Source organism: Bradyrhizobium sp. UNPF46, from assembly GCF_006658625.1.
GTDB classification, from domain to species: domain Bacteria; phylum Pseudomonadota; class Alphaproteobacteria; order Rhizobiales; family Xanthobacteraceae; genus Bradyrhizobium; species Bradyrhizobium nitroreducens.
On record NZ_LFJB01000009.1, the window covers coordinates 127,450 to 148,418 of the forward strand.

The 20,969-nt window shown below is 64.6% G+C and carries 14 protein-coding genes; 10 read left to right on the plus strand and 4 right to left on the minus strand.

Annotation, left to right across the window (positions count from 1 at the left end; genetic code table 11):
- The first annotated feature begins 3 nt into the window (after positions 1-3).
- The 4 genes from xylB (at position 4) to UNPF46_RS05495 (ending at position 5,168) form a co-directional block, all read left to right on the plus strand.
- The gene (gene xylB / locus UNPF46_RS05480) at positions 4-1,449 is read left to right on the plus strand and encodes a xylulokinase (RefSeq protein WP_142249339.1); all 1,446 of its coding nucleotides are present in this window, start codon (positions 4-6) and stop codon (positions 1,447-1,449) included.
- A 127-nt stretch (positions 1,450-1,576) separates the two neighbouring features.
- A complete protein-coding gene (locus tag UNPF46_RS05485) occupies positions 1,577-3,100 on the plus strand; it encodes a sugar ABC transporter ATP-binding protein (protein ID WP_142249340.1) in 1,524 nt (507 codons plus the stop codon).
- Entirely contained in the window at positions 3,093-4,133 is a 1,041-nt protein-coding gene (locus UNPF46_RS05490; protein ID WP_142249341.1) for an ABC transporter permease subunit, read from the plus strand. Before UNPF46_RS05485 ends, UNPF46_RS05490 begins: the two co-directional genes overlap by 8 nt.
- Before the next feature lie 87 nt (positions 4,134-4,220).
- Complete coding sequence (locus tag UNPF46_RS05495) at positions 4,221-5,168, plus strand: ABC transporter substrate-binding protein (protein WP_100177729.1); 948 nt, start codon at positions 4,221-4,223, stop codon at positions 5,166-5,168.
- A 94-nt stretch (positions 5,169-5,262) separates the two neighbouring features.
- Here UNPF46_RS05495 and UNPF46_RS05500 read toward each other — a convergent pair whose 3' ends face one another.
- From UNPF46_RS05500 to UNPF46_RS05510, 3 genes are all read right to left on the minus strand, one after another.
- A complete protein-coding gene (locus UNPF46_RS05500) occupies positions 5,263-6,798 on the minus strand; it encodes a glucosamine inositolphosphorylceramide transferase family protein (protein ID WP_142249342.1) in 1,536 nt (511 codons plus the stop codon).
- 27 nt (positions 6,799-6,825) lie between these two features.
- A complete protein-coding gene (locus UNPF46_RS05505; protein WP_142249343.1) occupies positions 6,826-8,001 on the minus strand; it encodes a glycosyltransferase family 4 protein in 1,176 nt (391 codons plus the stop codon).
- A gap of 238 nt (positions 8,002-8,239) precedes the next feature.
- A complete protein-coding gene (locus tag UNPF46_RS05510) occupies positions 8,240-9,586 on the minus strand; it encodes a lipopolysaccharide biosynthesis protein (RefSeq protein ID WP_100177726.1) in 1,347 nt (448 codons plus the stop codon).
- Between the two features lie 467 nt (positions 9,587-10,053).
- Between UNPF46_RS05510 and UNPF46_RS05515 the strand changes: the two genes are divergently transcribed.
- Positions 10,054-11,277, plus strand: a complete 1,224-nt coding sequence (locus UNPF46_RS05515; RefSeq protein ID WP_142249344.1) for an FAD-dependent oxidoreductase — start codon at positions 10,054-10,056, stop codon at positions 11,275-11,277.
- A 28-nt stretch (positions 11,278-11,305) separates the two neighbouring features.
- Here the strand turns inward: UNPF46_RS05515 and UNPF46_RS05520 are convergent, their stop codons facing one another.
- Positions 11,306-12,442, minus strand: coding sequence for a GNAT family N-acetyltransferase (locus UNPF46_RS05520; RefSeq protein WP_142249345.1), 1,137 nt, complete (start codon positions 12,440-12,442; stop codon positions 11,306-11,308).
- 209 nt (positions 12,443-12,651) lie between these two features.
- Between UNPF46_RS05520 and UNPF46_RS05525 the strand changes: the two genes are divergently transcribed.
- From UNPF46_RS05525 to UNPF46_RS05545, 5 genes are all read left to right on the plus strand, one after another.
- Positions 12,652-13,647 carry a Bug family tripartite tricarboxylate transporter substrate binding protein gene (locus UNPF46_RS05525; protein ID WP_142249346.1) on the plus strand — a complete coding sequence of 332 codons (996 nt, stop codon included), beginning with the start codon at positions 12,652-12,654 and terminating at the stop codon, positions 13,645-13,647.
- 573 nt (positions 13,648-14,220) lie between these two features.
- A complete protein-coding gene (locus UNPF46_RS05530) occupies positions 14,221-16,236 on the plus strand; it encodes a TonB-dependent receptor (protein WP_246668603.1) in 2,016 nt (671 codons plus the stop codon).
- 305 nt (positions 16,237-16,541) lie between these two features.
- Positions 16,542-17,621: a HoxN/HupN/NixA family nickel/cobalt transporter gene (locus tag UNPF46_RS05535; RefSeq protein WP_142249347.1), complete on the plus strand. Its 1,080-nt coding sequence runs from the start codon at positions 16,542-16,544 to the stop codon at positions 17,619-17,621.
- Positions 17,602-19,914 carry a TonB-dependent receptor gene (locus tag UNPF46_RS05540; RefSeq protein ID WP_142249348.1) on the plus strand — a complete coding sequence of 771 codons (2,313 nt, stop codon included), beginning with the start codon at positions 17,602-17,604 and terminating at the stop codon, positions 19,912-19,914. The genes UNPF46_RS05535 and UNPF46_RS05540 overlap by 20 nt, the downstream gene beginning before the upstream one ends.
- Before the next feature lie 222 nt (positions 19,915-20,136).
- Complete coding sequence (locus UNPF46_RS05545; RefSeq protein WP_246668604.1) at positions 20,137-20,964, plus strand: Crp/Fnr family transcriptional regulator; 828 nt, start codon at positions 20,137-20,139, stop codon at positions 20,962-20,964.
- Positions 20,965-20,969 lie beyond the last annotated feature (5 nt).

The window sequence follows — 20,969 nt, forward strand, 5'->3', positions numbered from 1 at the left end:
TCCATGTATCTCGGCATCGATCTCGGGACGTCCGCAGTCAAGACCGTCCTCGTCGACGATGCCCAGCGCGTGATTGCAAGCGAGAGCCGCCCGCTCGCGACCGCCTCGCCGCGGCCAGGCTATTCCGAGCAGGACCCCGCGCAATGGATCGATGCGGTCTTCGCCACGCTGGATGCCTTGAAGGCGTCGCATGGAACGGAGCTGGCGGCCGTCGAGGGCATCGGATTGTCCGGCCAGATGCACGGCGCCACCCTGCTCGATGCGAGCTCGAGACCCTTGCGGCCTTGCATCCTCTGGAACGACGGACGCTCGGCCGCTGAGTGTCGCGTCCTGGAGCAACGCTGGCCCGCCTTGCGCGCGACGACCGGCAACAAGGCGATGCCGGGATTCACCGCGCCAAAATTGCTCTGGATCGCGACGCACGAGCCTGACGTCTTTGCGGCGACGAAGCTCGTCCTGCTGCCAAAGGCCTATCTACGGCTGGTACTGTCCGGTGAGGCCATCGAGGACGTCTCGGACGCATCGGGATCCCTATGGCTCGACGCCGCGCGCCGGGACTGGTCGGACGCGGCGCTGGCGGCGACCGGCCTGTCGCGCGATCACATGCCGCGTCTGGTCGAGGGATGCGCGCCCGCAACGATCCTGCGAGGTGAGCTGGCGCGGCGCTGGGGCATGACCAGGCCGCCGATCATTGCGGGCGGTGCCGGCGACAATCCGGCCGGCGCCGTCGGCATCGGCGCCATCGCGCCGGGAACCGCGTTCATATCGCTGGGAACCTCAGGCGCCTTGCTGGCGCCGACCAGCACAATCGCCGCCAACGCGGACCGTGCGGTGCATACGTTTTGTCACGCCGTTCCCGGCATGTGGATTCAGGCCGGCGCGATCCTCTCGGCCGCCTCCTGCCTCGCCTGGGCCGCGCGCCTGTTCGGCATCACCGAGGCCGAGTTGCTGGCGCCGTTGGGGTCGCGTCCGCAGGCGCCGTCGCCGGTGAGCTTCCTGCCGTATCTTGCCGGCGAGCGGACGCCGCATGACGACCCCGCCGTGCGCGGCACGCTCGACGGCTTGAGTCATGGCACCGATCGCACGGCGGTCGTGCAGGCTGTGCTCGAAGGCGTTGCCTTCGCACTTGCCGATTGCCGCGATGCGCTCGCCGATGCCGGCATCGAGATTGCGGAGGCCGATGTCATCGGCGGTGGCTCACGGTCGGCGTTCTGGCTCTCGGTGCTGGCGAACGTACTGAACGTACCGATCCATCGTCTGGCCGGAGGCGAGACCGGCGCGGCGTTCGGTGCGGCGAGATTGGGGCGACTTGCTGTCACCGGTGAGGCAATCGACACGGTATGCACGCGGCCGCAGCGCATCGAAGCATTCGAACCTGACGCCGGGCTGACGGATGCGTATGCCGAGCGGCTTCCCGCGTGGCGCGAACTGTATCGGCCGCGCCACTAGCGCCGCCGCGACGTTGCATTCTGTTGTGTTCAGTATTGCCCTGCGCCGCGGCCTTTTGTTTAATGCGTGAGCCGCGCTGACAGAAGATCGAGACGCGGGTGGGAAACGCATTGCGCCGGGAGGCACGATGAACGATCCGATCCTCGAGATGCGCGGGGTCTCAAAATCCTTCTTCGGCATCAAGGCGCTGCGTGCTGTCGATCTCACCGTCTATGCCGGCGAAGTCCATGCCTTGATGGGGGAGAACGGCGCCGGCAAGTCGACGCTGATGAAGATCCTGTCCGGCGCCTACAGGCCCGATCCCGGCGGCGAGATCCGCATCGAAGGACACCCGGTACGGATCGAAGGTCCGCTCGGCGGCCGCAACGCAGGCATCGCCATCATCTATCAGGAACTGTCGCTCGCTCCCAACCTCACCGTGGCGGAGAATATCTATCTCGGCCGCGAGATCTCGCGTTCGGGAATGCTGGCGCGCGGCGAGATGCGCGAGGGCGTCGGTCCCATCCTGAAACGGCTGGGCGCAGACTTCCTGCCATCGACGCTGGTCGCGCATCTCTCCATGGGGCAGCGGCAACTTGTCGAGATCGCGCGTGCGCTGCACGCGAGATCAAAGATCCTGATCATGGACGAGCCGACCACCGCGTTGTCTGCCGGCGAGAGCGCGCGGCTGTTCGCGCTGATCCGCCAGCTTCGCGCCGAGGGACTCGCCATCATCTACATCTCGCATCGCATGGACGAGGTCTACGCGCTCGGCGACCGCGTCACCGTGCTGCGCGACGGTCGGCTGGTCGGCTCGCTCGACAAGGGCGAGATTCGTGCCGACGCCATCGTGCGGATGATGGTGGGGCGCGACGTCTCATCGTTCTACAAGAAGGACCACGATCCCAAGGCGGGGCGGGGACATCCCGTGCTCGCTGCGATCGACATGGCCGATGGCCGGCGTGTCAAGGGCTGCTCGCTCACCGTGCATGCGGGCGAGGTGGTCGGGCTCGCCGGTCTCGTCGGCGCCGGCCGCACCGAGCTTGCGCATCTCATCATCGGGGCGGCGCCGCGAACGTCAGGGCGTCTCGAGCTTGAGGGCCGCCCGATCGAGATCCGCACGCCGAGTGAGGCGCTCGAGGCCGGGATCGCCTACCTGACCGAGGACAGGAAGGCGCTCGGGCTGTTTCTCGACATGTCGTGCCTGGACAACATCAATCTCGCCGTGCTCGGCCGCGATGCGAAGCTCGGCTGGTTCCTGGATCGCGACAAGGCGCGCGAGCGCGCCGACCGGGCCTTCGCAGGTCTCAGCATCCGCGCCGCCAATGTCGGCGTCGCCGCCGGCGGCCTGTCCGGCGGCAATCAGCAGAAGCTGCTGCTGTCGCGGCTTCTGGCCATTGGGCCAAAGGTGTTGATCCTCGACGAGCCGACGCGCGGCGTCGATGTCGGTGCCAAGTCGGAAATCTACTCGATCATCGACAATCTGGCCAAGGCCGGCACCGCGATCCTGGTCATCTCGTCCGATCTCCCCGAAATCATCGGCATCTGCGACCGCGTCGTCGTGATGCGCGCCGGGCACATCGCCGGCGAGGTCACGCGCGGCCCCACTTCGCCGCTGACACAGGAAGACATCATGGCGTTTGCCACGGGGATGGAGCATCTCGATGCCTGACAATGGTGCTGCGGAGGCTCAGTCCGCCCCGACGACGACCAACGGTGCTGCCGCAGAGACGAGGCGCCAGCGCGTGAGGGTGCTGATCAGCGCGCTGGGTATGCTGCCGGTGCTGCTGATCCTCTGCATCGGCTTCCATTTCCTGTCCGACGGACGTTTCTTCACCGGGCAGAATCTCGGGATCGTGTTGCAGCAGGCCGCCGTGAACACCGTGCTCGCCGCAGGCATGACCTTCGTCATCCTCACCGGCGGCATCGACCTTTCGGTCGGCTCGATCCTGGCGGCCTCCGCGATGGCCGGGTTGACGCTCTCCAAGTTGCCGGAGCTTGGAATGCTGTGGCTGCCGGCGTCGCTGCTCACCGGCCTTGGTTTTGGAATCGTCAACGGCGCGTTGATTGCGCTGCTCCGCCTGCCGCCCTTCATCGTCACGCTCGGCTCTCTCACTGCCGTGCGGGGCCTTGCGCGGCTGCTCGGGGCCGATACCACCGTGTTCAATCCGTCCATTCCTTATGCCTTCATCGGCAACGGCTCGCTGACCCTCGTTCCCGGCGTCGCATCGATCCCGTGGCTCTCGGTGATCGCCTTGCTCGTCATCGTCATTTCGTGGCTGGTGCTGCGCCGGACCGTGCTCGGCGTGCACATCTATGCGGTGGGCGGCAATGAGAGCGCGGCGCGGCTTGCCGGCATCAAGGTCTGGGCCGTGGTGATCTTCGTCTACGGCGTCTCCGGACTTTTCGCCGGGCTCGGCGGGGCGATGCAGGCGGCGCGGCTCTATGCGGCCAACGGCCTGCAGCTCGGACAGAGCTACGAGCTCGACGCCATCACCGCCGTGATCCTCGGCGGCACCTCGTTCGTCGGCGGCATCGGCTCGATCTGGGGTACGCTGGTCGGGGCGCTGATCATCGCCGTTCTCTCGAACGGCCTCATTCTCGTCGGCGTCTCCGACATCTGGCAGTATGTCATCAAGGGACTGGTGATCATCGGCGCCGTGGCACTCGATCGCTATCGGCTGCAGGGCTCCGCCAGAACTTGAAGGCTCTGCCAGAACTTGAAAAGCGAAGTTCCGTTGCGGCAACTGGTCTGCCGCGCCGGGGACGAAGACAGACCAGGGAGGAAGCCAATGTTGAAGAAGACCACGCTCGCCGGCGCCGCGATGGCGCTCGCCCTGACCACCGCGCCGTCCTTCGCCAAGGAGCTCAAGTCGATCGGCGTCTCGCTGGGCTCGATGGGTAACCCGTTCTTCGTCGCGCTGTCGAAGGGCGCCGAGTTCGAGGCGAAGAAGACCAACCCCAACGTGAAGATCACCGCGGTTGGCTTCGAATACGATCTCGGCAAGCAGGTCACCCAGATCGACAATTTCATCGCCGCCGGCGTCGACCTGATCCTGCTCAACCCCGGCGATCCCAAGGCGATCGGGCCGGCGATCAAGAAGGCGCAGGCGGCGGGCATCGTCGTCGTCGCGGTTGATACTGCGGCCGAAGGCGCCGATGCCACCGTGACCACCAACAACGTGCAGGCCGGCGAGATCTCCTGCCAGTACATCGTCGACAAGTTGGGGGGCAAGGGGGACGTCATCATCCAGAACGGCCCGCAGGTCTCCGCCGTGATCGACCGCGTCGTCGGTTGCAAGAACGTGTTCTCGAAGAACCCCGGCATCAAGGTGTTGTCCAGCGACCAGGACGGCAAAGGCTCGCGCGAAGGCGGCCTCACCGTCGCGCAAGGCTATCTGACCCGCTTCCCCAAGATCGACGCCATCTTCGCCATCAACGATCCGCAGGCGATCGGCACCGATCTTGCGGCGCGCCAGCAGAACCGCAGCGGCATCGTCATCACCGCGGTCGACGGCGCGCCCGATATCGAGGCCGCGCTGAAAGATCCGCAGTCGCCGCAGATTCAGGCCTCGGCCTCGCAGGACCCGTTCTTCATGGCGCGGCGGGCCGTGCAGGTCGGCGTCGGCATTCTCAATGGCGAGAAGCCGGCCTCGACCGTCGAGCTGCTGCCGTCCAAGCTCGTGACCAGGGACAATGTTGCCCAGTACAAGGGCTGGACCTCGGATCGCTCGCAGTAGGACGCCGTCCCTTTCTGAGGGGCCAGCTACGAAACGACGGGCGGCGTGTTTGATCCACGCCGTCCGCAGCGCAAGGCCGCCAACTGGCTCCGCCCTAGCGGACGGTGGAGGGATTGGTTCGCGCGGGTAACACGGCAGATGGGGATCTGCTCGCGAGAGCGCGGGTCTTGGGTTGGACATGCGAGCCGTCGATCACCTCGAGCCGGCCGCAGCGGTTCAGGGTGTGGAGCTTCCTGCCGGGCCATGCCGGTCCGGGCTTCAGGGAATGGCGGACGATCTGCCTGAATGTCGTCGGCGACAGTTCGACCACTTCCGCCAGTGCGAGCGCCGCCCCGTATCCGTCGGTGCAGTTCTGAACCGGGCGCCACAGTCTGCCGTTGATCGTGACGAAATTCCCCGCCGGCCGCGTGCTCGCGCGGTCGATCAGGACCGGATTGCTGGCGTGCGGCAGCCAGGGGCCCAGGAGGTGATCGGCGTAATAGATCGCCAGCGAATCCGAGTAGCCGCCAGTTCCGTCGCGCCAGGCTCCGAACAGATAGTGCAGGCCGTTGTGCTGCGTGATCGTGACATCGGCCAGCTCGAGTCCCGACAGCAGCGTCGCGTGCCGCTCCCATTTGTCGGGGAAGCGAACGCACTTGTAGAGAGCGACGTCCTTGTGGATCGAGCTCTCCGGAATCATCCACAACTCGCCACCGTCTTCGATCAGAAACGGATAGGAGAGGTGCCAGGGCTCCTCCAGCACCGGCACGGCCGCGCCGGTCGGCCCATTGTCACCGAACTCGATCGCCGAGATGATGCCCTTGCCGACGCGGTGATCGAGGTCCTCGAAGAAGACGAACGTTCGCCCGTGCCACGTGATCGGAAAGGGATCCGCGTAGAAATGGTTGCCGGGATCTCCCAGCACGTTCCAGCTTGGACCTGATAGATCGCCGGTCTGCCAGACGCCTGCGCCGTCATTGAAGCGCCAGCCGACATGCCAATGCGGGGCATAGCAGCAGAGGCGATAGATCTCCTTGGCGATCGAGACGGCAAGGCCGCGTGTGACGTAGCCAACAGGGCCGCGGCGCGAGCCGTTGCCGGCGAGGGGCGCCAGCTGCGGCACAATCCGCGGGCTTCCCGACAGGATCGCCGCGACCATGGTCAGTGTTCGCGCCATGACGGTTTCCAGCGCGCCGCCGAGGCCTGCGGCAATTTCGCTGGATGGATGGCCGCGATCGAGAACCGAGCCGTCGATCTCGTTGACGATGTCGATCACCGGCAGGTCGCCGGCCAGGATGGCGGCGAGCGCGGCGTTTTCGCCGGCGACGCCATTGAACAGCGGACGGAGATACAGCCGGGCGGAGTTGCTCGGATCGCGCGCGCCGCCGGTGAAATCGACGATCACGTCGGCTGTCTCGGTGCGAGCCCGCGTCGGCGCCGAATCGACGTTCAACCTGTTGGCGCCGCTGTGCTGGCCCTTGTGCAGCACCATGCGCTCGAGCTCGAACAGGGCGTCGAGACCTGCGGGCCGCGGCTCGGCCGTTGCCGTCCACGCGATTTGAACCGGAACGTCCCGGCCGTCGATCGATAGCGTCTCGCGGCTCATCCAGCGCCGCGCGTACTCACGTTCACAGCGAAACTCGATGATCATGTCGAGCCCATCATTCCAATCGTCCGGTCAGAGGACCTGGCCGAGAATTCGAACGTATTCCTCCACCATGGCATCTACCGAATAGCGCAACCGCAGGCCTTTGGCGTTTTGTCGCAGCTCGTCGCTCAAATGCTGGTCCGTCAGCAGCCTGGAGACGGCCGCCGCCAGCATCGCACGATCGGAGGCGTCGACGAAGAGCGCCGTCGGCTTGCCTTCGTAAGACAACACTTCGCGCAGGACAGGAAGATCGGTGACGACCGAGGGAACACCGGCGTTCGCCGCTTCGACCGCAGCCAGACCGAAAGTCTCGGCCTGGGTCGGGAACACGAACACGTCCAGGCAGGCGAGAAAGTCCGCCATCCGGCTCGGGGGGATTTCTCCGAGCAGATGCAGCCTGTCCGACACCTTCAACTCGCTCGCCAGCTGCCTCAGCCGGGCTTCGTCGGCGCCCTGGCCGGCGAGCGCGAGATGCCAGGACGGCTCATCCGGCAGCAGACGGATGGCCGCGTCGAGCCGCTTGTGCGGATGCAGCCTTGCTGCGCAGCCAAGCAGGACGCGATCCGGCGGCAGGTTGAATCTCTGCCGTGCGGCCTCTTTCGTCAGGGTGAGGGCCTTGTCGTCGAAGCCGTGCGGCACATGCACCATGCGCGACCGGTAGGCTGCGGGATAGCCCGAATATTCGCGCTCCATATCGTGCGAATTGAGCGTGATGCGGTCGAAGAAGCCGGCGCTGCCCATGACGATATCGGCGGTGCGAACGGGCCAGCTCATCGACAGCGCAGATGAAACCTGATTGGCGATGACAGGTGCGCGGCTGACGAGGCGCGTCACGCCGGCGCCGATGACGTTGCCGAAATGCTGGAATGTCAGAACGGCGTCGGGCTCGATCGTCCTGACATGACGGCCGAGCGTCCACAGCATCCGCAGCAGCGCCAGCGGATTGCCCGGCCGGCTCGGCGCGCAGTAGAGCGTATCGGGCGGCTCGTCGAAGGAATCCGATTTGCGGAAGAAGAAGAGGTTGGTGACGCGGTAGCCGCGCGCGGTCAGCCCGGCGCCGAGCAGCCTGGAGATCTCCTGCGCGCCGGCGTTCTCGGCCTGGGTTTGCGCGAGAAGCACGTGCAGCTTTCGTCCGCGGCCGTTTGACTGCGCAGGTGCAGTCGCGGTCGTCTCGCCCAATTCCTTGTTCGGCTGATAGTGGAGCACGGATCCCGACCCGCTAGAGAAACGAAATCTTCACCTTCTTAACACCGTACCTATCATGCGGGCATCGCGTGGACACCGGCTAGACACAAACGGAGTTAATGCAAGGCTCGGTTGTTGAGATCGTTCGCGCAGCCATTCTACTGGTTCCCGAACGCTGCGCAGGAAGCGCGTTAACCAATCGGACCTGCGCGGCGCAGACTCATGGCCAAGGGCTGCAGAGCGATGCCACGATTGCGGACTATTCACCGGGGTCGATGCCGCGGACGGCATATTTGCCGCGCTTCAGGGCGCCGAAGCGCAAAAGCACGAGGATTGAAGGATCCACGCCCGTTCGCCGGCGGCAGAGGACGTTCAGCGCAATGGTTGCGAGCGCCAGCGACACCGTGGCGGAAATCGCCGCGCCGAGCAAGCCGAGCCAGGGAATGAGGACGAGAAATCCCGCGAGCCGCAGCGCGACGTTGGCGGCGACGACGGGAACATAGATCCGTTCGTGGCCGGTCAGCTGAAGGATTGCTGCGGACGGGCCGCCAGCGGCCTGGATGGCCGTTCCGATTGCGAGCACGATCAAGACCGAATGCTGCTCGGTGAAATGAGGTCCGAACAGGTTGAGGAGATAGGGGCCGCCGACCCAGACGGTGGCGAGCCCGGCGGCCACGCAAAGCGCCGTCACTTCCGCCATCAACCGCAGCGTTCGCTCGAACTCCAGATGGTTCTTGCTGAAATACAGCGAGGGAAGGCGGCGCGCGCCGAACGTGTACAATGCCGCCGAAACCATGGCGAAGATGTTGGCGAGGCGTGAGGCGGCAAAATAGATTCCGGCCGTCGTTGGATCGAGCATCCAGTAGACGAGGATGACGTCGAAATACTGGTTTGCGACCTCGAGGATGGATGCGAGCCAGAAGTGAAGGGCGCTCGAGTTCCAGCGAGATGTTTCGGAACGCGCAGCCGTGCCGCGCAGATCAGGCAGCACGCGTGCGATCGAGATGATCTGCGCAGCGAGGCTGACGGACATGGCAACGGTCATCACCGCGAACAACTCGGCGGGATCAAGCTTCCGGTGTACGAGCAGCATGGCGAGCAGGAAGAGGACGACGATGACCCGCCAGAAGAACTCGCGATTTCCTTCGCCCATGAGGATGCTGACCAATGAGCGTGCGACCTGGCTGCCGAGCATCACGCCGGCGTTCACCGCCGTGTAGGCCGACACCGCGAGGATCAGCACCCACCAGTCGCCTCTCATGTTCGCCGCGATGGCGATGCCGACAATCACGATCAGCATGGCGACCGACGTGATCTTGAAGCTCGACAGCAGCACGCCTTTGGTGAGGTCCGGCCGCTCGCCGACCTGGTATTCGTTCAGGAAGCGAACCAGCAAGGATTCCTGCCCGACCAGTCCGATGACGGCGGCGATCTGCGCAACCGAAAGCCAGGTCGCAAAGATGCCGAAGCCGTCGGGCGACATCGTTCGCGCCGCCAGCGAGAACAGCGCAAACGCAAGTGCGCCGCTGCCAACCTTGAGGAGGATGGTACCGACGACACCGCGCGTGACGTCACGCCGCAACAGCTGGAGGATGAATTCGATCATGGAAATCTAAGGAGCGGCTCTCTCCTGAAGAGACATGTTCCGGTATTGGCGACAACCTAGCATGCCGACAAGCCCCGAGTGTTAATGGGCAGCGTCCCGGTCCGCACCGGCGCTGACGATATCGAGGCGACGTCGGTTGCTTCACTGTGGAACATCGTCGTCCCCATTGTCCCAAATAGAGCAAGGCGCGGTTCGGACCGACCGGTCGCGTAGCGCGGCGACGACGGCGGAGAAAGGAGAGACCAGCGGTTTGACTGCGGGACGGCTCGCCGGGATCGGCCGCCACGCTGTCAAAAGCCGCTATTGACGGAGCTTCCCCAGCAAGAGACGTGCCGGCCGTCGCTGGGAGAGGCCGCCTTCCCGCTCGTTAACCTCGATATCGAGAAATCATCGCATTTGGCCCTGCGATGCCAGATCAGGCGGGAGAATTGCACGTGCGACTTTAGTTGACCGTGGGAGCCCAGATCATGACGGCGGATAGAACCGTGACCGAGCCGAACGCCGCAGCCGACACTTCGAGTATCGCGGCGGACATCGCGATCGTCGGCGGCGGCCTTGCAGGATCGCTTGCGGCTGCGGTGCTGGCGCGGGCAGGGCATCGCGTCGCCCTGATCGAAAAGCGCGCGGTTCATCCGGACGAATTCCGGGTCGAGAAGATCGGCGGCCATCAACTGGAGTTGTTGCGCAAGCTGGGTTTCTTCAACGCGCTCGAAAACGTCGCTTGTCGATATGACCAGGTGCTCAACATCCGGGAAGGCAAGGTGGTCGATGTCAGCGTCGGTCAGGCCTATGGATTCTCCTATGCCGATCTCGTTGCCATGGCGCGCAGCCAGATACCTGATCCCTCCAGCCTGATCGTCGACGAGGTCACCGCGGTCAGCAGCAGCGACGACGTCCAGCGTCTCGAGCTGGCCTCGGGGCGGCGCGTGACCGCGCGCCTCGTCGTGCTTGCGATCGGCATGGCGACGGCTCTTGGATACAAGCTCGGTATCAAGCGACGGATTCTGGCCGAGCGCCATTCGGTGTCGTTCGGTTTCACGATTGTCCGCCAAGACGGTCGCCCGTTCGATTTCGCGGCGCTGACCTGCTATGGCGAGCGCACGGCGGACGGCATCGACTATCTCAGCCTGTTTCCCGTCCGCGCCGGCATGCGGGCCAATCTCTTCATGTTCCGTGACCCGACCGATCCGATCATGCGCGAGCTGCGTCGCGAGCCGGAAGCAACGGTCTTGCGTCTGCTGCCGGGACTGCGGACCTATCTCGGCGATTTCCGCGTCATCGACAAGGTCCAGAACTGGGTGATGGATCTGACCGTCGTCGAAGGACACCTTCAGCCCGGAATCGTGCTCATCGGTGATGCCTTCCAGACCAATTGTCCCGCCGCCGGGACGGGCGTCGCGCGCCTGCTGGTGGACGTCGATCGTCTTTGCACCGAATATGCGCCGAGATGGCTCACGACCCCTGGCATGGGCCAGGACAAGATCTCGCAGTTCTATTCCGATCGCGACAAGATCGCGGCGGACCAGCAGTCTCTGAAGATGGCTCGCTTCCGCCAGGCCCTGACGTCTCGCGACGATATCGGCTGGGATGTCCGGCGCCGGCTGCACTTCCTGCGGCGCAGCCTGACGCATCGCGTCGATCAGATGCATCCGGGCTGGATTGGACGCGTTCGCGGCGCGCTGCGCGCCTGAGCTCCGCGCGTCTTCACCCGCCGATGGATCAGCGCGTGGGCGTTGGCGTGCGGGCGGGCAGGAGCCGCAGATCCGATAGCCGCTTGGCCGCCAGCTTCAGCCACGGCGCCTGCTTCAGCGCAAACAGCGCGACGGCGCCGGCGGTGCTGCCGACCTGCGTGACCGCCCACATCGGCGAAGGCTGCCCGCCGAACAATTTCTTGTATGGCTCGTCGCCGATGGTGAAATCGAGCATCTCGTCTCCACGCTCGATACAATCGCGCGCGACCTGCTCGAACATCAGCGCGCCCAGGGACTGGCTCTTGTAGCCGGAAATGTCGAAGGCGCTCATGATGATGAGGAAGCTGCCGCGATGGCACAGTCCGAGCACGGCGGCGATCACTTCGCCGTCCATCTTCATGGCGTAGAGGCGCACAAAGCTGCCGAGACCACGGAGCGCCACGTCGGAATAGAAGCCGAAATATTCGGGACGCTGAAGCAGGTCTCCGTCGCCCTGCGCCTGAAAGCGCGGACCGCGAAATTTCTTCATCACTTCGAGCGCTTCGAGCACGGAGGTGCCGTCGCCGCAGCATGAAAAGCTCAGCTCGCCCTTCTTTTGGAGCTGGCGATATTTCTTTGCGAGCTCCTTCTGGTAGGACCGATCGATCGCGCTGGACCGCCATTGCTCGAACGGCGCGACGAGAACCGTCGCGTAGGCGTTGGTGTCCATCGAGACGCGACGGGATGTCGCCAGCAGGTTTTCGATCGGCAGCCGCGCGTCGGGCAGCTTGGTCATGCGCAGCAGATCGAAAGGGCGAACGAGGCGCTGAATCTGCGCGCATGCTGCCGCGTCGTCGAGCAGTTGCGAAAAAACCTCCGGGCTGCAAACCGGTGCCAGATAGTCGGAGACGCGCAGGTCGGCGAACTCGACGGTTCGAATCGGACCACGCCGGATCCGGAGCAGGGGCAGCACCATCGCGAGGGCACCCGCTGCGCGGTGGCGGACCACGACGATCAAAGGTGTTGCACCGGCATTCGAGGCAAGCCGGGCATAGAGGCTGTGCAGCCAGATCGGGTGCTGAAACGCGGTAGCCGCCGAGCGATCGAACAGCTCGGCATATTCCGGAGACAGAAAGTCGAACGACGGCTCGATGCCGATGTCGAAATTGTTGCTGGGCTTGTTCATGCGCAATCAGGGAAACCGGACAATTCGCGAAGATCGATCGAGCCGTAGCTGCGGTTTATAGCAGGGTCGTTTCGGGCTAGACACCGGCGGCGCACGATTTGCATTAATGTGCTCAATCGCGTTGGTATCGTTACCAAATCCTTAAGTCCCGGAGCCGCCTGGCCTCCACAATCGTGTCGCACGCTTACATGGTCCCGAATTCGCAGCCAATGACTCTCCTCTCACGACGAGAACTGCTTGATAAGGCAGCCCGGATAGCGGCGCTGGCCGCCTGGTCCGGTGGCGCAGCCGCCGACGATTACCCTGTCCGGCCCATCCGGCTGGTCATTCCCTATACGGCCGGCGCCGCAGGTGATCAGATCGGCCGTCCCTGGGCCGACAGGGTCGCCCCGCTGCTGGGGCCGATCTATGTCGAGAACATCGGCGGCGCGGGTGGCGCGATCGGCTCCGCCGCGGTGGCGCAGAGCGCGCCCGACGGCTATTCGCTTCTGCTCGGCAATGGCAGCACGCAGGTGATGATTCCGTTGTCCTCGGCGCAGCCGGCCTATGACGGGGTTCGTGACTTCCGCGCCATCTACCGGCTGATCACCAGCACGCTCGCATTCGCGGTTCATCCGTCCTTGCCGGTCAAGGACCTGCGGGAGCTGGTAGCTTTTGCCAAGGCCAATCCGGGCAAGCTTTCCTACGGCACTCCGGGCGTCGGCACCGGCAATCATCTCGTCGGGGAATTGTTCAGGCAGCAATCGGGCCTTGCCGCGGACTTCGTCCACGTTCCCTATCGGGGCATGGGGCCCGCGACCAACGATCTGGTGAGTGGGCAGATATCTTCGGTGATCGCCGTGGTGTCGAGCCAGATCCTGCAACTGCACTCTGCGGGCAAGCTGCGGCTGATCGCGGTGACCAGCGATCATCGGTTGAGCGGCGCGCCGGAGATTCCGACGGTGACCGAAGCCGGCATGCCGGGCCTCAGATATGCCGGCTGGTTTGGCTTGTTCGCTCCAAGAGCGACTCCGGATAAGATCGTGGAGCGGATCGCCGCGGCGACACGCACGGCGATGGACGATCCTCATCTGCAGGAAGGCTATCGTTCGCAAGGTCTGGAGCCGGACCCCGATTCAGGTCCCGACAAATTTCAGCGCCTGGTCGAGGACGAACTGGCTCATCTTGCTCCCATCGTCAAGTCGATCGGGCTCAAGCGCGACTGAGCGCGAATTATCCAAGGCGTATTTGAATCGTTCCAGGCATTCGCCCGTCGATCGCTGATGATCGAGGCATTCTAAGTCTCGGCGCACGCAATTGCGTTGCCGTCACGATGACGTCTTCCTAAAGAGGCAAGGCAGCTCGCTCGCATTCGAATGTCGCCGCCAGGACGATGGCAGCGAACGCGTACGCGTCTGCAGAGCAATTGATCGACGGGGCATATGTGCCGGCCGGGCTCGGATGCGAGGAGCTGCTCTTCGGTCCATGACCGTTGCCGGCCAGGTGCGAAGCCGCTTCACGGCGGCTGCGCGCTATTGATGAAGGACTTGCTGGGAATGCGGCGTAGGGGTGGGGTTGGGACGGTGGCGCGCGTAGCAGTGGCGCTGCTGGGTGGAGTGGCGTTGCTCACGTGGTTCGAATTGCCTGCGCGATCCCAGACATCGCAAGGCGGAAGCTCTCTTCCACCGGTGACCGTCGAAGCGCCGGCGAAACAGTCGGCCCGTCGTGCGCCTACCAGGCGAAATGATGCCCGCGTCCGATCGACCGCGCGACGCGTACCGCAAGCTCCAGCGGTCGCGGTGCGATCGCAGTTCGCTGTCACCCCGCCATTCGCCGGCGGCCAGGTGGCCGAGGGCGCGCGGCTCGGGCTGCTCGGCAACACCAGCACCATGAAGTCACCGTTCAGCGCGACGAGCTATACCGACAAGCTCGTTCGGGATCAGCAGGCGGCAACCGGTGCGGATGCCTTGATCCTCGATCCCTCCGTGCGAAGCTCCCACCCGACCGGCGGAGTGGTGGATTCCTTCAACATTCGCGGATTTCCCATCAACGAAGGCAACAATGGCGAATTCGCCTTCGAGGGGCTTTACGGAATCGCGCCGACCTATCGCATCTTCACCGACTACGTCGAGCGCATCGAAGTGCTCAAGGGTCCCTCGGCCGCGCTGTCGGGCATGGCACCCAATGGCGGCGTCGGCGGCGTCATCAACGTCGTGCCCAAGCGCGCGGAAGAGGATTTGACCCGTCTGACCGCAAGCTACGGCTCGACTGCGCGCTTCGGCGGTCACTGGGACGTTGCGCGGCGTTACGGCGATGGCAAGGAATGGGGCGTACGCGCCAGCGGAAGCGTTCGCGACGGCAACACGCCGATCGATCGCCAATCCGAAACGACCGGTGTCGGATCGCTCGCGCTCGACTATCGGGGCGAGCGCTTCAGGTCATGGCTCTATCTCATCGCGCAGACCGATCGGTTCGATGCGCCGTCGCGTCCCTTTCTGATGGCGACCGGTCTGCAGGTGCCGAAGGCGCCGGACGGCAGGCTGAACGTGACCCAGCCCTGGGAATGGTCGCGCATCACCGACCAATCCGCCTTGCTGCGGACCGAGTACGATGTCAGTGACCAGGTCACGCTGTTCGCGGATGTCGGCGGCTCCAAGACCAATGTCGAGCGCTTCTTCGGTCTTCCGACGATCGTCAACAATAGCGGGGATACCACCTCTACGCCCCAGTACTTCGGCCTCAGCATCGATCGAACCACCTATGATGGCGGCGTCCGCGCCCGTTTCGACACGGGGTTCGTCCATCATGCTCTCGCCGTTCAGGCCTCGGTCTATCATGACGCCCTGTACCGGCGGCTGACCAACGGCACTTTGGTCACGTCGAACATCTATAATCCGTCCGTCGCGCCGACCCAGTTCGCGAACGAGATCAGCGGCCGTCCGCGGCTCTCGGACAGCGAGCTCACGGGGCTCTCGATTGCCGACACCTTGTCCGTGCTCGACGAGCGTGTCCTGCTGACCCTCGGTGTCCGGCGCCAGGGCATCGAGGCCAACAACTATCTCTCCAACGTCGGAACGCTGACGTCGTCCTATGACAAGAGCGCAGAGACCCCGGTGGTCGGGCTCGTCGTCCGGCCCGTGGATAACGTCTCTCTGTACGCGAACTATGTCGAAGGTCTCGCCCGGGGCGACGTCGCTCCGCAGACCGCGTCCAATTTCGGCGAGGTGCTGCAGCCCTACGTCGCCAAGCAATACGAGGCCGGCATCAAGGTGGATTTCGGCCGGGTCGCAACCACCTTCAGCGCCTTCGAGATTTCGAAGGCGAGCGGCGAGCTCTCCGCCGGGCGGTTCGCGGCGACCGCCGAACAACGAGTCCGCGGGCTGGAGTTCAACGTCTTCGGCGAGCTCAGGCCGGATGTTCGTATCCTTGGAGGCGTCTCGCTGCTGGATGGCACGCTGACGAAGACCGCCGTCGCTGCAAATGTGGGCAACACGCCGATCGGCGTGCCGAACGTACAGGCCAATATTGGTGCGGAGTGGGTCCTCCCGTGGATGAGAGATCTCACTGTGAACGGAGCCGTCATCTACACGGGCAGGCAGTTCATCGACTCCGCGAACAAGCAGTCGATTCCGGAGTGGACGCGACTCGACCTCGGCGCTCGCTACATCACGGCGATCAACGGCAAGAAGACGGTTTTCCGCGCAAACATCCAGAATGTGACCGGCGAGAGTTACTGGTCCAGCGTGGCTTCGTTCGGAACGTTCTTCCTGGGAGCGCCACGCACATATCTCCTGTCGATGACCGTGGACATGTGAAACGCCCCACGCGGTCTTGACGGAATGATCGTCAGAGAGCCGTTGGCGGTAGCGCACCCGCCGGCGACCATCGATGACGAACGTCGGGAGGCGGTCAACTTGGTCAGCAAGGTGGATACTTGCTTGCCTATCGCCGCACCGCATGCCGCTCCCGCGCCGTGCGGGGAGTTTCAAAAATCCTTTATTTAATCAATGGGGTGATCTCCCTTTCCACGCGCCTTTGGCCGTAGGGCCGAAAGTGGCGCGGCTCTTGCTCTTGTCAGTATGAGAGTTCTTGATAAACATCATACTGCAGGGCGGGAGTGATGGAGCAGGCGGTGAAGCTGACTTTTCGGACGATCGAATCCGGAACGCTGGTGCTGTTCGGGGGGCTGATCGCCGCCAACATTGCCGCCTGGGCCTGGGCCTTCGCGCTGTTCGGAGACCGGCCGACGGTGCTGGCGACTGCGCTGCTGGCCTGGGTGTTCGGCCTGCGCCACGCCGTCGATGCCGATCACATCGCCGCCATCGACAACGTCGTGCGCAAGTTGATGCAGACGGATGGTGCGCCGCACAGCGTCGGCCTCTATTTCGCGCTCGGCCATTCCACCGTCGTCGTGGTCGCGACCTCGTTGCTCGCGCTCGGCGTGGTCGGCCTCGGCGGCGACAGCCTGCTCAAGGAGATCGGCGGCCTGATCGGCACGTCGGTGTCGGCGCTGTTCCTGCTCGCGATCGCGGCCATCAATCTCGTCATCTTCGCCGGGCTGTGGCGGACGTTTCGCGCGGCGCGGGAGCAGGGCGTTCACGATGCCGAAGGACTCGAGAGGCTGCTTGCCAATCGCGGTTTCCTGGCGCGACTGCTTGGCCCGCTGTTCCGCCTGGTCACGAAACCCTGGCACATGTATCCGCTCGGCTTCCTGTTCGGGCTCGGCTTCGACACGGCAACCGAGATCGGCCTGCTCAGCATGTCCGCCACCGAAGCCGCGCGCGGTGCGTCCGTTGCCGATGTCTTGGTTTTCCCTGCGCTGTTCGCCTCCGGCATGGCGCTGGTCGACACCGCCGATTCCGCGCTGATGGTGAGTGCCTATCGATGGGCCTTCGTCGATCCCCTGCGCAAGCTCTGGTACAATCTCACGATCACCGGCGCCTCGGTGGCGGTTGCGCTGCTCATCGGCGGGATCGAGGCGCTCGGGCTCGCCGCCGACCGGCTCGGCCTGTCCGGCGGCGTTTGGACGCTGGTCGAGGGCCTCAACGAGTCGCTCGCCAATGTCGGCTTCGCCGTGATCGCGCTGTTTGCGATCGCCTGGCTCGTCTCGGTGGTGTTCTATCGTCGCCTCTTCGAGGGTAGCCGGCATCGGGCCGCAACGAAAGCTCTGGAATGCGCCGATGCAACCGAAGCGGCGTGAGCCCCGCCTCGGCGGCGGCGCGCTGACGGCACTCTCGGCCCTGGTGCTGCTTGCGGATGACGGCCGCGCCTTCGCGCAGAGCAGCAACACCTCACGCGAGTTGCCGCCGATCGAGATCGGTGGCGGCCAAACGTCGGCGCGCAGGAAGCCGGTCGCATCGCGCCACACCGGCAAGCCGTCGCCGGCCGGCCGTCGGATCTTCGTGTCTCCAGCGGCAGCGCAAGGGGAGGATGTGCGTAGCGTCGCATCTGGTGCGAAGAACCCGACCAGCATGGCCAGCGAGATCACCATCTCGGGCGAACAGCTCAACGCACGCCCGTTCACGCGGCCGGGCGAAGCGCTCGAAGCCGTGCCGGGTCTCATCGTGACGCAGCATTCCGGCGAGGGCAAGGCCAACCAGTATTTTCTGCGCGGCTATAATCTCGACCATGGCACCGACCTCGCCATCACCGTCGACGGTGTTCCCGTCAACATGCGCACGCACGCGCACGGCCAGGGCTATGCCGATCTCAACTGGCTGATCCCGGAAACCGTCGCGGCGGTGGATGTGCGCAAGGGTCCGTACTTTGCCGAGGAAGGCGATTTCGCTTCGGTCGGAAGCGTCCATGTCGGCTTGATCGACCGCACCAGGGGGCTGGCGCAGGTGAGCGTCGGCAGTTTCGGCTACCGCCGTCTGCTCGGCATGGATTCCGCGAAGGTCGGTGACGGCGCGCTGCTCGTGGCCGGCGAGATCGGCACCTACAACGGCCCGTGGGACAATCCGGACAATGTGCGCAAGCTCAACGGCCTCGTGCGCTACAGCCAGGGCACCGCGACCGATGGCGTGTCCGTCACCGGCATGGCCTATGCCAACGGATGGAATTCGACCGACCAGGTGCCGCAACGTGCGATCGCATCCGGCTTTCTCAGCCGCTTCGGCTCGGAAGATCCAAGCGACGGCGGCAACACCAACCGCTTCGCACTCTCGGGCCGCGTCGCGCAGACCGACGATGCGGGTTCGTGGAAGGCCAACGCCTACGTGGTGAAGAGCCAGCTCGATCTCTTCAACAATTTCACCTACTACCTCAGCGATCCCGTGCTCGGCGATCAGTTCCACCAGGACGACGACCGACTGATGGTGGGTGCCAACATCTCGCGCACGCTGAACGGCTCGTTCGCAGGGTTGCCGATGCAAACCACCTTCGGCCTGCAATCGCGCTATGATGCGATCGACCTCGCGCTCACCAACACGTTCCGGCGCGGCTTTCTCTCCAACATCCGCAGTGACAAGGTCGGCGAGGGCAGCGTCGGCCTCTATGCCGAGAATACCGTGCGATGGACCGATTGGCTGCGGACCAGCGTCGGCTGGCGCGGCGATTATTATGCAGCCGACGTGACCTCGCTGTTCAACGCCAGCAATTCCGGCCGCGCGGATGCCGCGCTCGGCAGCCCGAAATTCAGGATGGTGCTCGGCCCGTTCAATCAGACCGAGTTCTTCCTCGGCGCCGGCTACGGCATGCACTCGAACGACGCCCGCGGCGCCACCACGACGGAGGATCCCAGCGATCCCGCGACCAGGCTGACGCCGTCGCCGCTGCTGGTTCGGACGAAGGGGGCGGAGGTCGGCGTGCGCAGCAGGATCGTTCCCGGCCTCGACAGCTCGCTCAGCCTCTTCATCCTCGACCAGGATTCCGAGATCCTGTTCTCCGGCGATGCCGGCGACACCTCGGCGACCCGCGCCAGTCGCCGCTACGGCTTTGAATGGACCAACCACTATCGGCCCCGGTCATGGATCGACATCGACGCCGATCTCGCGATGACGCATGCGCGCTTCCGCGGCTATGACAGCGCGCAGGCGGAGGTCTATGCCTCGCTCGCCGGCTATCCCGAGGCGCAGATCGGCAACGCGCCCGGCAACTACATTCCGAACGCGCCGGCAATGGTGGCATCGGCCGGCGTCACGCTGGGCGAGAAGACCGGCTGGTTCGGAGCCTTGCGCTGGCGCTATCTGGCGTCGAGCCCGCTGACCGAGGACAACGCGTTCCGCACTTCCGCGACCAGCATCTTCAACGGCCGCCTCGGCTATCGCATCGACAACGGCTGGCGTCTCCAGCTCGACGTGCTCAACCTCCTCAATACGAAGGCGAACCAGATCTCCTATGCCTATGGGTCTCTGCTCAAGACCGACACGCTCTATAACCTCTGCACGGCAGGCACCGCGCCGACGTCGGTCTGTCAGAACGGCGTAATGGACCACGTGCTGCACCCCGTGGAACCGTTGACGTTCCGGCTTACCATCGCCGGGACGTTCTAGGTTGACCGAGGTCGCGGGTCGAATGAATCGCTCGATTGAGTGACGGCACGCCGAGCCGACTGCAGGTGTCCAGTCGTCGTGAACGCGCAGGAGTTTGCGCTCCCACAAAGAGGGCTGGATGAAAATAGGGCGATTGTTGCATCGCGGGTGCTCCGACGCAGCGTCCTCTTGGCGAGCCGCCCCCTCGGTGGAGTTGATCCAGCTCAAAATATGACGCGATGGATGATCAATATTCAGACACCAAGATCAAACATCAGGGATGAGACGATGATGGCGCCCACTCCGGTTGATCTTGAGATCGCCGCGGAAATTCCGGTGTTCAGCGGACTTGAGCCGCAGGCGCTCGCGGTCCTGCTCGGGCCAGCCAGCATCTTCAACCTCCGTCCCGGTCATACGCTGTTTCGTCAGGGCGAACCGGCCCAGGCGTTCTTCGTCGTTCTGGATGGCTGGATCAAGCTGTACCGGGTCACTCCCGCCGGGGACGAGGCCGTGCTCGATGTGGTCACCAGGGGTGAGAGCTTGGCCGAAGCCGTCACGTTCACGTCCGGCCGCTATCCTGCTACCGCCAGCGCCGTGACCTCGGCCCGGGTGATGGTCATTCCGGCCGACCACGTCATCGCCTGCATTCGCCAGATGCCGGATGTTGCGATCGCGATGATCGCCTCGACCTCGCAACATCTGCACCGCATGGTTCAGCAGATCGAGCAGTTGATGGCGCAGAGCGCGACGCAGAGGGTGGCCGAGTTTCTTGCCTCGCTGGCGCCCCGGACCAAGGGGCCGTGCACGATCACGCTGCCCTACGACAAATCGTTGATCGCCGGCAGGCTCGGCCTGAAGCCGGAATCGCTTTCGCGCGTATTCGCCAAGTTGCGCCTGGTGGGTGTCGACGTGCGCGCATCGAACGTGGCGGTGCGCGACATGGCCCAGCTCTGCAAGCTCGTGGCCTGCGATCGCATCAGTGCGCGCTGCCCCGTGAAACCGAGGATGATGTGCGCCGAGCCGCCCGCGCCACGGGCGATCCGGCCCGAGGTGAAATCGGTGCCGGCGTGATCCTC